The sequence below is a fragment of the Mesobacillus maritimus genome (assembly GCF_044803185.1).
GTDB classification, from domain to species: Bacteria; Bacillota; Bacilli; order Bacillales; family Cytobacillaceae; genus Mesobacillus_B; species Mesobacillus_B maritimus_B.
Window position 1 is genome coordinate 4,739,352 of record NZ_CP085225.1, and the last position, 14,571, is coordinate 4,753,922.

Annotated in this window: 14 protein-coding genes; 8 read left to right on the forward strand and 6 right to left on the reverse strand. The window is 39.9% G+C overall.

The window, feature by feature from the left end; translation table 11 throughout:
- Positions 1-495 precede the first annotated feature (495 nt).
- Genes LG336_RS23060 through LG336_RS23080 form a run of 5 tightly spaced genes read right to left on the reverse strand, consistent with a single transcriptional unit; the run spans position 496 to position 4,419 of the window.
- On the reverse strand, positions 496-738 hold the full coding sequence (locus LG336_RS23060; protein WP_404329780.1) for a YusU family protein: 243 nt from the start codon (positions 736-738) through the stop codon (positions 496-498).
- 1 nt (position 739) lies between these two features.
- The gene (locus LG336_RS23065; RefSeq protein ID WP_404329781.1) at positions 740-1,510 is read right to left on the reverse strand and encodes an IucA/IucC family C-terminal-domain containing protein; all 771 of its coding nucleotides are present in this window, start codon (positions 1,508-1,510) and stop codon (positions 740-742) included.
- Positions 1,500-2,333, reverse strand: coding sequence for an ABC transporter ATP-binding protein (locus tag LG336_RS23070; RefSeq protein WP_404329782.1), 834 nt, complete (start codon positions 2,331-2,333; stop codon positions 1,500-1,502). Before LG336_RS23070 ends, LG336_RS23065 begins: the two co-directional genes overlap by 11 nt.
- A 29-nt stretch (positions 2,334-2,362) precedes the next feature.
- Entirely contained in the window at positions 2,363-3,418 is a 1,056-nt protein-coding gene (locus LG336_RS23075) for a FecCD family ABC transporter permease (protein WP_404329784.1), read from the reverse strand.
- A complete protein-coding gene (locus tag LG336_RS23080; protein WP_404329785.1) occupies positions 3,415-4,419 on the reverse strand; it encodes a FecCD family ABC transporter permease in 1,005 nt (334 codons plus the stop codon). The genes LG336_RS23075 and LG336_RS23080 overlap by 4 nt, the downstream gene beginning before the upstream one ends.
- A gap of 242 nt (positions 4,420-4,661) precedes the next feature.
- On the opposite strand from LG336_RS23080, the gene LG336_RS23085 reads away from it, so the two are divergent.
- From LG336_RS23085 to LG336_RS23100, 4 genes are all read left to right on the forward strand, one after another.
- Positions 4,662-5,633 (forward strand): ABC transporter substrate-binding protein, encoded by a 972-nt coding sequence (locus tag LG336_RS23085; RefSeq protein ID WP_404329786.1) that lies wholly within the window; start codon positions 4,662-4,664, stop codon positions 5,631-5,633.
- A gap of 111 nt (positions 5,634-5,744) precedes the next feature.
- Positions 5,745-7,322, forward strand: a complete 1,578-nt coding sequence (locus LG336_RS23090) for a spore germination protein (protein WP_404329787.1) — start codon at positions 5,745-5,747, stop codon at positions 7,320-7,322.
- Positions 7,323-7,346: 24 nt separating this feature from the next.
- Positions 7,347-8,435 carry a GerAB/ArcD/ProY family transporter gene (locus LG336_RS23095; RefSeq protein ID WP_404329789.1) on the forward strand — a complete coding sequence of 363 codons (1,089 nt, stop codon included), beginning with the start codon at positions 7,347-7,349 and terminating at the stop codon, positions 8,433-8,435.
- Entirely contained in the window at positions 8,432-9,499 is a 1,068-nt protein-coding gene (locus LG336_RS23100) for a Ger(x)C family spore germination protein (RefSeq protein WP_404329790.1), read from the forward strand. The genes LG336_RS23095 and LG336_RS23100 overlap by 4 nt, the downstream gene beginning before the upstream one ends.
- Positions 9,500-9,574: 75 nt before the next feature.
- On the opposite strand, the gene LG336_RS23105 is transcribed toward LG336_RS23100, so the two are convergent.
- Positions 9,575-10,747 carry an FtsW/RodA/SpoVE family cell cycle protein gene (locus LG336_RS23105; RefSeq protein WP_404329791.1) on the reverse strand — a complete coding sequence of 391 codons (1,173 nt, stop codon included), beginning with the start codon at positions 10,745-10,747 and terminating at the stop codon, positions 9,575-9,577.
- Positions 10,748-11,228: 481 nt separating this feature from the next.
- Between LG336_RS23105 and LG336_RS23110 the strand changes: the two genes are divergently transcribed.
- The 4 genes from LG336_RS23110 to LG336_RS23125 are packed head-to-tail and all read left to right on the forward strand — an operon-like array spanning position 11,229 to position 14,505.
- Positions 11,229-12,152: a substrate-binding domain-containing protein gene (locus tag LG336_RS23110; protein ID WP_404329792.1), complete on the forward strand. Its 924-nt coding sequence runs from the start codon at positions 11,229-11,231 to the stop codon at positions 12,150-12,152.
- Between the two features lie 17 nt (positions 12,153-12,169).
- On the forward strand, positions 12,170-13,036 hold the full coding sequence (locus LG336_RS23115; protein WP_404329793.1) for a substrate-binding domain-containing protein: 867 nt from the start codon (positions 12,170-12,172) through the stop codon (positions 13,034-13,036).
- A 40-nt stretch (positions 13,037-13,076) separates the two neighbouring features.
- Positions 13,077-13,778 (forward strand): ABC transporter permease, encoded by a 702-nt coding sequence (locus tag LG336_RS23120; RefSeq protein ID WP_404329795.1) that lies wholly within the window; start codon positions 13,077-13,079, stop codon positions 13,776-13,778.
- On the forward strand, positions 13,771-14,505 hold the full coding sequence (locus LG336_RS23125) for an ABC transporter ATP-binding protein (RefSeq protein ID WP_404329796.1): 735 nt from the start codon (positions 13,771-13,773) through the stop codon (positions 14,503-14,505). Before LG336_RS23120 ends, LG336_RS23125 begins: the two co-directional genes overlap by 8 nt.
- The last annotated feature ends 66 nt before the right edge of the window (positions 14,506-14,571 follow it).

Here is a 14,571-nt window from a genome sequence, read left to right on the forward strand (position 1 = left end):
AATTGAAGCGCTTACATTTAACTGTGCCTGCGGTTATGAACAATTCCCCCCACTCTTTAGAACGCTACTGCTGTTAATTAGTCCTTCTCTATATACATATAAATATCGCCTGTTTATTGTTCTTTGTTTTCTAAAATTGAAATGCGAGTGATTGTACTTCTATTCCTACTAAATACTTTGAGAGTGGGCTATTTACCGTTTGGCATTTTTCGTGACATATTCGGGCAATTAGAATAGCTCTATTTTACCGTGCTCTATTTTACCGTGCTCTATCTTCCCTGACCTGTTCGGGAAATTAGAGCTGCTCTATTTTACCGTTCTGCCTCTTTCTTGGCCGGTTCGGGCAATTAGAGCCGCTCTATTTTACCGTTCTGCCTCCTTCTTGACCGGTTCGGGCAATTAGAAACGCTCTATTTTACCGTTCCACATCTTTGCTAGACTGTTCGGTCAATTAGAGGCAAACAATCATAAAAAAAAACCATCGCAAATGATGGTTTATTTCTTTCGGTTTAATTCATTCAGTTCTTTTATTTCTTTAATCACCTGCATGATGTTTTCTTTCGCATCTGGATAGCTTTGATTCCAGTGTTGTGCAAGTGGTGGCATTGATTTTGCTATGTGGTTGTAAATAATCCAGGCCTTTACTTTTTCTTTATTTTCACTTGAAGTATCTCCTATTAGTAAGTCAGCGTACTTTTCTAATAATCCATCAAGTTGTTCCTGTAAATTAGCATTCACGTCAATTCCTCTTCCCCGTGTTAAATTGCTTGCAGTATAACGGACATGTATTGCAGTAGGTCCGTTTTGCTCCAAGCTGATATGTAAAACAACAAGTTTTTCTGATCCGAATGGTCTCTTTTAATTCAGATAAATAAACTGGTTCAGCAGTAAATCTCTCTAAAGGGTTCCGCTCATAGGGTCCAAATACCTTACCAGGCGCGTGGTTGACAATATAATCATAATCTTCAAAAGCAAGCGATCCCTGCTCATGATCGAGAACCTTCTCATACAACCAATGTAAATATACAGCGATGTTCTCCCACAAAATGTACTTGGAAATCTTCGCTTCTTTAGTTAAGGTATTTAAAATCGGAAAAATAATATCCTTGAACAAATATTGAATGGCTTGATTTCGCCACTTATCCCTATTTTCACCTGTAAATTCTTCTCCCGACAAATCTTTAATATAGTATTCTGGAAGCCAGTTTCCGTCCTTCTGAGAACTTCGGAGATACAAAGAGTCTAAAGTAAAATGGAGACGTTTGTTCCAAGAAGATAAAGCATATAAGTAGATGACAACAACAAATGCGTAGCGTTTCATGAACACAGAAGCAGCTACTTTTAAATCGGGTGCTTGAATCTCTACTTCGACCTCTTTAAGAAAAGCTTGCATTTGCTCCTGATACACAAGACTGCTAATCGGCGTTGCTGAGCTTTCTTGTTCTAGTATCGGGGTATACCTGAACCTTAATAGCTCAGCAGCCTCCTTCTCAGATAATTTAGCGTACATAGGCGATTTCACCCTTTGCACTCTTTGGTAATATACGACGTCCTTTGCCATAAGGGATACAAAGAGGCGTTCCAAATAACGGATCTAGGGTGACCTTACATTCCATTCCAAACACATTTCGAACGAGTGTATCAGTAATAACAAGCTCTGGTGGACCTTGATCATAAATCTTCTGGTCCTTAATGGCGACGATATGATGGGCATAACGGCAGGCAAGGTTCAAATCATGAAGCACCATTAAAATGGTTCTCCCTTCCTGCTCATTCAGTTCAAATAAGAGATCGAGAATTTCTATTTGGTGGGTCATATCTAAGTAAGTGGTTGGTTCATCCAAAAGGATGATATCGGTATCCTGTGCAAGAGTCATCGCGATCCAAGCGCGCTGTCGTTGTCCACCTGAAAGGGAGTCCACGCTTCGATCCTTTAATTGTTCAATCCCAGTTGCCTTTAAAGCAGCATTTACCTTTTTTTCATCATCTTCAGACCATTGCTTGAGCCAATTTTGATAAGGATAACGACCTTGTTTTACAAGTTGCAGAACCGTTAACCCTTCAGGGGCTGTAGGTGATTGTGGTAGAATGGCCATTTTTTGCGCCACTTCCTTTGTTGAAAGCTTGGAAATGGCTTCTCCTTCAAGCAAAATTGAACCCTTTTGTGGCTTTAACAACCGCGCAATAGAGCGGAGTAATGTAGACTTCCCACAACCATTCCCACCAATAAAAACAGTTATTTCCCCTTTAGGAATCGATAAATCAAGTTCATTTATAATGATTGAACTTCCATATGATAGTGTCAAGTCCCTAGTTTCAATCGCTTGATACATCGCCTTTATCCCCCCTTAGTTTTTAGTATCTATTGGTTTCTTGTTTTAAATAACAGGTAAATAAAATAAGGTGCACCAATGGCAGCAGTAAAGACGCCCGCAGGAACCTCAAGTGGAGAAAATAGCGTGCGTCCAATTAAATCAGCCAACATCACTAATATTCCCCCGATTAAAGCTGAGACTGGGAGCAAAGCTCCAAAAGCAGAGCCAACAAGCCTTCTTGCCATATGTGGTGCCATTAAGCCGACAAAGCCAATGCCACCCGCAAAGGCAACCGAGCTCCCAATCAATGCAGTACTAATCATTAACAAAATAAATCGCTGACGTTGGACACGGCCACCAACACCAGTGGCAATTTCATCTCCAAGCTCTTGGATATTCACCGTCCTTGCCATGATAAACGCACAGAAAACAAGGACAAGGATCAAGGGGACGAGAATCTTAACTTCATTCCAACTCGATCCGTGGACTGTCCCGGTAATCCAAATATTTGCCTGACTGGCACGATAAATCGGACCAAGAATCATTAATAATGTCGTTAAAGCCTGCATTAAGGTGGAAATACCAATTCCAATTAACACGAGTCGAATCGGGGAAACTCCATTCTTCCAAGCAAGGATATAAACAAGCAGAGCAACAACCGCTGCCCCTATAAATGCGGCAACCGGCATCCATTTAATACTTACTAACAAAGCATTGTCTTCATCACTAAAGATTGCAAGGAAGCCAACAACAGCGACTGCTGCTCCCCCTGTTATTCCAAGAATGTCAGGAGAAGCAAGAGGATTTCGAATCATCCCCTGCAATAAACCACCCGCAACCGCTAGACCTATTCCAACCATTAAAGCAACGATAATTCGTGGCACACGGAAGGACTGGACGACCAACCTCTCCATATCCGTTCCCCCACCGAAAATAACTTGGACCACTGAAAGGGGACTAATTTTCATCTCACCGAGACCCGCACTCAGGACGAACAATATCGCAGCTATGGCCAATAGAACTAGCACTGTTTTCATAGCCTTTTGATCAATTAAAAAAGATATTTTACCATTCATTAGGCGAATACTTCGAAATTTACTCATTTCCCACTGAACCCCTTTCTGGCAATATAAATAAAGAAAGGAGTTCCAATTACGGCTGTCATAACCCCAACTGGGACTTCCTGGGGCATAATCACGTAACGCGCAGCGATATCAGCACCAATCAAGAGCATTCCTCCAAAGAGCCCCGCAAAAGGAAGAACCCATCGATGATCAATTCCGACAACGGCTCTCGCAACATGCGGGACAACAATGCCAATAAACCCAATTGGTCCAGCTACAGCAACCGCCCCACCAGAGAGGAGAATAATAATCACACCTGCTCCGAGCTTCACGGCTCCCGTTTTTAACCCTAAGCCTTTGGCTACATCTTCTCCCATTGACAAAACATTCATTTTGGTGGATAGAAGCATCGAAGCTGTCCAGCCAACTAATAGGTAAGGCAGAACACTTATTAAAGTTTCAAGCTTTCTCCCCTGTACAGAGCCAGCTAACCAAAATAGCACTTGTTCAAGAGCTGCTTCATTCAAAACGAGTAAACCTTGAGTAAAGGAAGAAAACATCGCAGCGATGGCGGCACCGGCTAGAGTGAGTTTCATCGGTGTAAGTCCTTCTCTCCCGACCGAACCAATCACATAAACGCTAATAGCTGCAATAGCTGCTCCTAAAAACGCAATCCAGGTATAAGCTTGCAAGCTTCCTACCGAAACCATTGTCACAGCCACAACAACAGCAAATCCTGCTCCAGCATTAACGCCAAAAATTCCAGGGGAGGCTAGGGGGTTTTTCGTTAATGTTTGCATCAGTACTCCTGCCATCGCAAGGCTTGCTCCAACAGCTACTGCAATTAAGGCTCTAGGTAGACGTACGGACTGGATGATAATATGTTCATTGGACCCATCAAAGTTAGTAAACGCCCCATACGCAACTTTCCAGCTCGTATCTGTATATCCGTAAACAATACTTGCACAAACTAATAGTAACAAGGCGATAATGGACATCGTTAATCCAAACCATCTTTGGCTAGATGTTTTTAACAGCATAATGATTTACCTTTCTACCAAGAGAAATTTGTTTTAGGTTTTAAATACTTTTAGTCTATTGCACCTAATATAACGTGTCAATGAGTATGAGAATCAATTTCATTTCATTCAGGATTTTTTGAAAAATGAATAACTTTTTTACTAGAATTTGTTGACACCACCCATATAGTCAATTTATCATAAAGGAGCACTAAATGAAAATGATTATCATTAACAATTAGAAAATAGGAGGACAAGTAAAAATGAAACTATCAAAATTTGCCCTATCGCTCTTCATGGTTCTCTTGCTCTTGATGTTAGCAGCCTGCGGAGGAGAGAAGAACGATGACTCGGTAGATACAAAAGAGCCAAATACTACTCAAGAAGAAGATACAAGCTATACTGTTGAAAATGCAATGGAACCTATAACACTTGAAAAAACACCTGAAAAAGTCGTGATTTTAACAAATGAAGGAACAGAGGCGCTCCTCGCACTTGGTGTTACTCCCGTTGGTGCCGTACAGTCTTGGACCGGAGACCCTTGGTATGATCATATCGCTTCTGATATGGAGGGTGTTGAAGTCGTTGGTGTTGAAAGTCAAGTGAACGTTGAAGCTGTGGCAGCGCTCCAACCAGATTTGATTATTGGTAATAAAATGCGCCACGAAGACATTTATGAACAGTTAAAGGCAATTGCTCCTACGGTTTATGCCGAAACTCTTCGAGGAAACTGGAAAGAGAACTTTGAATTATACGCGAAAGCTGTTAATAAAGAAGAAGAAGGAAATCAAATCCTTGCTGATTACGATGAACGCATCGAGGAATTAAAGGCCGAACTTGGCGAAGATCTAAACAAGGAAGTATCCATGGTTCGCTTCATGGCTGGGGATGTTCGGATTTACCATAAAGACAGTTTTTCCGGGGTTATTCTTGAACAACTTGGCTTTGCCAGACCAGAAAGTCAAAATGTTGATGATTTTGCTGAAAAGAATGTTACAAAAGAAAGAATCCCAGCAATGGATGGTGATGTCCTCTTCTACTTCACTTATGAGGTTGGAGATGGTGAGGCTTCTGAATTAGAGAAGGAATGGATTGAAGACCCTCTCTTCAAAAACCTTGAAGTTGCCAAGAATGGACAAGTTTACAAGGTTGACGATGCCATTTGGAACACTGCTGGAGGGGTAATTGCCGCCAATTTAATGCTTGATGATATTGAAACTTACTTTTTGAAATAAACACCAACCTGCAGCCTAAAGCTGCAGGTTTTTTTATTTCCTTTTGCCTCACCAACATAAAAATAACAAGTTTGGTAAAAATAAGGGCAAACTTTCGAAGTGGTGAGGGATATGAGCAATTTTTTTAAACTTAGGAAACGAAGACTTCAGAAAGAGCTGGATAACAATGAACAGAAGAACAAGAAGAACCAGGAGAACCAGCAAAGCTCTAAGGGACAAAACCAAAAAACAGATAACCCATATGAAGATTGGGAAAAAGAACTCGCCAAATCCTCTGATTATAAAAAAAAGGATTTTATCAATCGAAAAACAGGAAAAAAGTTTATTTTCACCTTTATTCCTACACTTGTAGAGGAGAAGGTATTAGACAATAATGCTCTTCCTCCTTTACTTGAGGAAGAGTTCCTTAAAATCACGGATGTTAAGAAGCTACTCCCCATTGCTGATGTAGAAGTTTCAAGCGATACAAAAAAAATAGCCCAAAAGTTAATTGAAGGATATGTCATGCTGACACTTGAGGGAGACACAAGTGGATTCGCCTTCTTTTCTGCCCAAAAAACTGTAGTAAGATCTGTTTCCGCTCCCGAGATTGAATTTAGTGTCATTGGACCGAAGGAAGCGTTTGTTGAATCAATCGGCGATAACTTGAACATGGTTCGCAAGCGTTTGCCTATTAAAGAGTTGATTTCTGAAGAATTCATTATCGGGAAATTATCGAGAACAACAATTGCCGTTATTCATATCGATGGTATTACAAATATGGAAATCGTCAATACCGTTAAACAACGAATTGACGATATTGAAAAAGATGAAATTGCGGACAGTTCGTATTTTACCCAACTGATTGCAGATAATGGAAATTCTCCATTTCCACAACTGCTTGATTCGGAAAGACCGGACCGCGTTGCGGCTAGTCTTGCAGAAGGAAAAGTGGCAATCATTGTGGACGGTTCTCCGCACGTCTTAATAGGTCCTACTTCTTTGACGGAGTTTTTCAATGCGTTTGAAGATTATTTCCTAAACTGGATCCTTGCTACTTTTATCAGAATGGTCCGCTTGTTTGCCGTCGTTTTCTCGATAATGATTACACCCCTTTATGTGGCAATTGTTACCTATCACTATGAATTGATACCAAAAGACTTATTGGTTACCTTGGTTACCTCAAGGCGGGTCGTTCCTTTCCCTCCAATTCTTGAAGCGTTGTTTTTAGAAATAACAATTGAGCTTTTAAGGGAGGCAGGAGCCAGACTTCCTACAAAGGTCGGTCAGACCATCGGTATCGTAGGCGGTATTGTCATTGGAACTGCATCGGTTGAAGCTGGACTTACGAGCAATGTTCTTTTAATCTTTATTGCGCTCTCTGCTCTTGCCTCTTTTACTACACCTGTCTATCAAATGAGTAATACGATTCGTTTATTACGCTTTCCCTTTCTTTTTATGGCGGAGGCATGGGGGATACTTGGAATGACAATTGCCTTTAGTTTTTTAATTACCCATTTGCTACGGCTTACATCACTAGGACTTCCTTATATGGAGCCTGTTTTTCCTCTAAGGCTTCAGGACTTTAAAGATGCATTATTTCGCTTGCCCTTTAAAAGTCAGGCTAAGCGTCCAACATTTCTCAGAACAGATGATTCTAGCCGGTTTAGTAAAGACAAGGCCCATCAGAAGAAGGACATTGATGAATAATTTTAGAAGGCAGGAGAAGATTTCATGCAGCAGTCCATTCCAGAGAGTATAAAGATCTCCCCATTTATGGCGGCATTTGTTGTTGTTTCTATGCAAATAGGAATTGGTGTGCTTGGATTTCAACGCCTAATCACAGAAGATGCTGGATACGATGCCTGGATTTCTGTTATTGGAGCAGGTTTAACCGTTAACATCATTGTATGGCTTATGTATAAAATATGCGAAGCAGTTGATGGGGATGTGATGACTGCCAATGTTTTTGTATTTGGAAAAATCATTGGCAACAGTATCAATACATTTTTTATATTGTATTTTTCAATGACTTGCATAACTTTACTTGCTGGTTTAATGGAGGTAATTCGTACATGGATGTTTCTCACTCTGAACCCGTTTTTTTTTGCTACGACCTATTTAATTTTAGGAATCTATATTGTGAATGGTGGATTCAGAACGGTGGTAGGGACATCCTTGTTTGGGATTGTTGTTCCTGCTTACTTGCTGTTGTCTTTCCTTGCCCCAATTAGGTATGGTGATTTTACTAACTTGTTGCCGATTTTAGACCATAACCCAGTTCAATTGATCAAGGGTGCTTATAACATGACCCTAACATACCTTGGTTACGGTGTTCTGTTATTTATTTACCCTTTTATTAAAGAACCTAAAAAGTCAAAAAAGTGGGTTCATATTGGGCTATTTACGACGACGTTTTTTTATACCTTTTTAGCCGTCGTTACTTTCGCCTATTTCCCTATCGCATTGCTGCAAAAATCGATTTGGGCAACATTAGAAATGTGGAAGATTGTTAAGCTCCCTTTTATTGAGAGATTCGAGTATTTGGGACTTGCTAATTGGGCGTTAATCATTCTCCCTAATATTGCGATTTCTTTATGGGTCGCTAGTCGTGTAGTTAAACGAGTCTATCATATCAAACAACGAAAAGCGGTTCTTTTTATTGCTGCAGTCGTCTTGATGTTTGTTTTATTTTTAGATTCACGAGAAAGGATGAATACGTTCTTTGACATTCAGGCAAAAACTGGTTTCACCCTGGCTTATTTATATACTCCCTTCCTATATATTTCACTGTTTATTAAAAAGAAGGTGAAAGCAAGTTGAGAAAAGTCCAGTTATTCATAAACCTAACCTTATGTATTTTGCTCCTCGCTGGTTGTACCCAAAGAAAGGTCATTGATGATATAAATATTGCCACTGGTATCGGAATTGATAAGAGCGACGATCAATTGCATGGGAGCATCATGATTCCTGTTTTCAAACCAGACAAGTCGATTGAAAATTTCCTCTTTACAGCAAAAGGAACGATTATGAGAGATGTGGCTGCGCAAATGCAGCAAAAGGCTTCCCAGCCGATTTTAAGTGGAAGCTTGGATGTTGCTTTATTCGAAGAAGAAGTGGCACGGGATGGAATCGTACAGGTTCTGGATGTTTTTTTGCGTGATCCTAGCGTCGGCGCAAGAGTTCATTTAGCGGTAGTCGATGGAAAAGCACAAGAGGTTTTTGAAGGCGAGTATGGAGATCGTGGCAATGGTCAATATTTAAAAGAGCTCATTGAGCATAACATGAAGGGTGGAAATTTGCCTGTAGCCAATCTTCACCGATTTTTGTTTGATTATTACCAACAAGGAAAAGATCCTTATTTACCTTATCTCAGAAAAGATAGCCAAGATTTAGTTACCCTTGCAGGTGTCGCCCTTTTTAAAAATGAGAAAGTGGTTGATCTTCTCCATGAAAATAAATTGTTTTATTTCAAGCTTCTTGTTGACCGATTCACCATGGGGCAAGTAAAGGTGAAAGAAGAACATGGAGAAGCCACTATTAAGAGTATAACATCAGACACAAAAATGAAATTAACCAGAAGAGACCCGTATGAAATTACCTTCAAGATTACTTTAAAAGGGATCCTTACAGAACACCAAGGGATTCGTTTAGAAAAAGACGAAGTCGGTAAAATTGAAAAAGCGTTGGAAAAGCAAATTAACAATAACTGCATGCAATTGCTTGAGGAATTTCGTAAACAAGAGGTTGACCCCATTGGACTAGGCCACTTTGTCAAAACAAAGACTCGCAATTTTAATTTTGACAAATGGAGTACCGACTACGAAAATGTCACATTCAAGGTTTCTACAAATGTAAGGATTCTTGAGGTTGGGGTTGTAGAGTGAGTTAGTGAAATTGAAACACTCAACTAAAACAGCAAAGAGCAACGGTTGCCTCACCATTGCTCTTTCTTGTGCTCTTTAATCTGACGTGGAAAACATATATTTTTTGTAATGATAACGCATTGAGAAAATCAGGCTGATTGCTAACATATTCCCCATCAGTGAGCTTCCTCCGTAGCTAACAAATGGGAGTGGAATTCCCGTGATCGGTAAAAGCCCAATCGTCATTCCAATATTTTGGAAAACATGGAATGTAATCATACTGATTACGCCCACACAAAGGTAGGAATAGAAATCATTCTTTGTTTCCATGCCTACTTTTGTGATTTGATAGATGAGCAAGAAAAATAAACTTATCAAAATACTTGCGCCAACGAACCCAAACTCTTCTCCGACTACACTGAAGATAAAGTCGGTATGGCTTTCTGGCAAATAGACATCCCTTACTCCGTATCCCTTACCTGTTGTTTCTCCTGAACCAATTGCAAGCAACGACCTCGTCAACTGAAATCCAGTAGTACTCTGGTAGTTATAAGGATCAAGCCAAGAATAGATTCGCGCAAATTGATACTCTCTCACTCCAAGATACTTCTCAAGGACCTCTGGGTGCCATAAAACAAAGTAAAAAATAGCCCCAACCAATGAAACTCCTGTCGTAAAAATTGGTAAAAGGATTTTCCACGAAATCCCGGAAATGAAAATCATCCCGAACATAATCGCAATGAAAACGAGCGCTGTTCCTAAGTCTTCTCGAATAACTAGGGCTAAAGGTAACATGGTTACGAGACCGATTTTAATTAACAACCAAAAGTCCGTTCCTAACGTTTTCAATGTATTTTTCTGGTGGTGATCATAGATAATTCTGGATAACCCCAAAATGATAAATACTTTAACGAACTCTGAAGGCTGAATCGAACCTATCCCAGGAAAAACAAACCAGTTTTTTGCCCCATTGATCACTGGTGCAATACTAGCTGGGGCAACAATTAGAAATCCGAGTGCGGCAATTCCTAACCCATATACGTACCACGTCAATTTTTTTAGTTGGTCAGAATCAAGTCTTATGACAACAGTAATAATACCTGTTCCAACCACATACCAGACAATTTGTTTTGCTAGAAAGTTTTCAAGATATTGTCCAGTAGATTGAGCACTGTAAATGGCAATGCAACTCGCTAAAAATAGTAAAAACAATATCAATACGAGGCCATAATCGACCCTAGAATTATTATTTTTTTGATTGGAAGTCATTATTTTTTTCCCCTTTAATAAGGCTCTTTTCTCAAACCTTGCTGCGTTTCGAGCGTAACAGGATTTAATAGCTATTTTTTTATTGTAAGATATCTCTAGTTAAGAGAAAAGAGCTTGCGGACTTACTATAACGTACAAAATAGCTTATCTTGCGTTAAAAATCGGCTTTAGGTAGTAAAAATCGGTTTTATGATTTTTACAATTTTAACAACACTCTTAAAAAAACAGTCCTTAATGAAGAACTGTACAATACTTCATTATATTTTTTCTGAACAGAAATAACAACTTCTAGTTTAGGATTGGTTATATTTCACTAGATCTTAAAAAAACTCTCTTAAGCGATTATAAAGGATAAATTTGTCTAAATCGTGAACGACCTCTTACGAAACTTAACGAAACTTAACGTTTTTTGATAATTGTCACACTTTTTTTATTCAATTTCGTTTATTTTAGTATTATATCATCAAAGGTGGTGAACTAAATGCACGAGATTACATATACGCCAGATGAAATTGCTTCGATGTTTAAAATATCAAAGCACACAGTTTATGAGTTGATTAAGCGCGGAGATTTAAACGCATTTAAGGTTGGCAATAAAATGCGAATTGATCATGCCGAGGTAGAGCGATATAAACAATCGAAGGCATCCTCACCAAGTATCGGGAGCAATCAAGTCTCATCAGGTCAATCTTTAACCTATACATTAAAGCTTGCCGGAAGCCATGACTTTCTTGTTGAGCATCTCGTCAAGTATGCCGCAAATGAATCGGCTGGGGTTTCGATTCAACCAAGTTATATTGGTAGCCTTGAAGGTTTGATGATGGTTTATCGAGGTAGCTCAGATTTGGCGGCGATTCATTTACTGGACCCAACATCGCAAGAATACAATCTTCCTTTTATTCGGCAATTGTTTGTGCACGAGCCCATCACCGTGATTCGATTAGCTTCACGGGAACAAGGATTGATTGTAGCGAAAGGAAATCCGAAGAATATTGCGAGCGTAGAGGATTTTCCTCGGAGTGATGTCACGATTGTTAATCGGCAAAAAGGAGCTGGGACTCGGTTTTTACTCGATTCCTTCCTCGCCGAAAAAAACATTAGTCCTGAGTCCATTAAAGGCTATGAAAATGAAGAGTGGAATCACCTTGGAGCTGCCTCTCATATAAGCCGCGGTTCAGCAGATGTGGCTTTTGGCGTTAAATATGCTGCTCGTCAGCTTGGACTTGATTTTATTCCAATGACGAGTGAAAAGTTTGACTTAGTCCTTCGATGGACAGAGGAAAACAAGTCTGCACTTGAACATTTGCTTGATTTAATTCATTTCACCACTTTTAAAGATAGTATCCTTGAACTTGAAGGCTATGATGCTAGGGAGCTCGGAAAAATCATTTACAATCATCGATAACTGGAGGAATTGCAAACATGAAAAACAAATTTTTATTTATTATGTTTATTTTATTTTTTGCAATGATAACAGCATGTTCCAATTCTGATACGGAAAAGGCTGAAAATACAGCAAACGAACCGGAAACCACGGAAGTAGAAATAAGTGATTTAATTCTTGCAACAACGACGAGTACTCAAGATAGTGGATTACTAGATGTATTGATTCCTATGTTTGAAAATGAAAATCCTTATAATGTGAAAACCATTGCTATTGGGACTGGACAAGCACTTGAAATGGGCGTAAATGGCGAAGCCGACACACTACTTACCCATGCTCCAGATTCTGAAAAAGAGCTTGTTGATAGCGGCGATGTCCTTAACTACCAACAGGTTATGTATAATGATTTTATCATTGTCGGTCCAACCGCTGATCCTGCGGGCATTAAGGGATTATCAACAGAGGAAGCTTTCACAAAAATCTTCGAATCAAAGTCTGCCTTTGTCTCACGTGGTGATGACTCCGGTACACATAAAAAAGAGCTACAGTTATGGGAAAGCGCTGGTCTAACCCCCTCTGAAAATGAAGCCTATCTCGAAACAGGACAAGGAATGGGAAGCAGCCTTCAAGTAGCCGCTGAGAAGCAAGGGTATATTTTAACAGATCGTGCTACCTACCTAGCTCAAAAAGATACTCTTGGAGATTTCGAAGTTCTAGTTGAAGGAGACGACAATCTTCTAAATATCTATCATGTAATGGAAGTTAATGCAGAAAAAAATGATATGATTAATGCCGAAGGTGCAAAAGCCTTTGTTGAGTTCATGACTGATGAAGAAACACAAAGCACGATTGCTGAATTTGGGGTAGAAGAATACGGTGAACCGCTTTTCTTCCTCTTTGAATAAGTTCCTAAAAAAGAAACTAACAAAGAAAGTTTGATTGCAGATGGATCTCTTAATTGAAGGATTAAAAAAAGCCATTGAATTGATACTTGCTGGTGATCCTATTATTGCGGAAATCACCTTAAGGACCTTGAAGGTATCCATGACGGCGATTATCATCAGCACGATTGTTGGCATCCCCGCTGGTATGTTGTTAGGTCTGACTCGATTCCCTGGAAGAAGGATTATTCTAGCGCTTGTAAATATCGGGATGGGCTTACCACCAGTAGTTGCAGGTCTTTGGATTACCCTACTTTTATGGCGTTCAGGTCCTTTAGGGGAATATTCCTTACTCTATACGGAAACTGCCATTGTTCTTGCGCAGCTATTAGTCTCCTTACCTATCGTTACTGCCTTGACGGCAACAGCGTTTCAGCAGATTAGTGAAAAGATGATTCTCCAGGTGAAGGCCCTAGGTGCAACCCGCCTGCAATTAGTGTGGATCTTGATGAAAGAAAGCAAACTTGCCATCCTCGCAGCCGTTATTGCAGGCTTCGGCAGAGTCATTGCCGAGGTCGGTGCGGCAATGATGGTAGGTGGAAATATAAGTGGTGAAACGAGAATACTCACAACTTCTATCGTGATGGAAGTATCGAAGGGGAATTTTGATATTGCGTTGGCCTTGAGTTTTATTTTGATGACTCTTGCCTTCTTCATTACCTTTAGTCTTACTTATTTACAACAAAGGAAGCGATTCAATGGATAACCCTATGATTACTTTGGAGAATATTGATGTAAAAGCACGGGATAAAAGCATTTTATCGATTCCCTCCTTTGAACTCCAAAAGGGGGAAATTCTTGGTGTAATGGGCCCCAATGGTGCTGGCAAAAGTACTTTATTAAAGATATTAGCCTTGCTGGAACCACCGCAAGCTGGTTCAATTCAGTTCCAAGGACAGACCGTTTCTGATCGTACAGCACTTGCTGCGCGGCGAAAGATTGCGGTCGCTCTCCAGCAATCCCTGCTACTCGATACAAGCGTTTACCAAAACGTTGCCGCAGGTCTAAAAATTCGGAACATACCACGAAAAGAAATTAAAAACCAAGTCGCTTACTGGCTAGAGGTTTTTAAAATAAGTCACCTGGCAAAAAAGCATGCCTATCATCTTTCAGGTGGTGAGGCACAGCGTGTAAATCTAGCACGAGCAATGATTTTACAACCTGAAGTACTCTTTCTTGACGAACCGTTTTCAGCACTAGATTTCCCTACAAAAGTTCAACTTTTAAAGGATATAAAAAACGTTGTCAAGGAAACCAACACAACGACGGTTTTTATTAGTCATGATTTAATGGAAATCAAATATTTTACGAACCGCCTCGCCATCTTAATTGGCGGTGAAATAAAGCAACATGGTCCAACAGAAGAAGTGTTATCCTTCCCAAATAGCGCTTCTTCCACCTTCATTGGTGAATGGAACCACCTCTTATCTTAGATATCCCTTTTTAAGTGCTCAGAATGTTGAGGAGCACTTTTTTTTGTCTGAAAAATTTTATGTTTT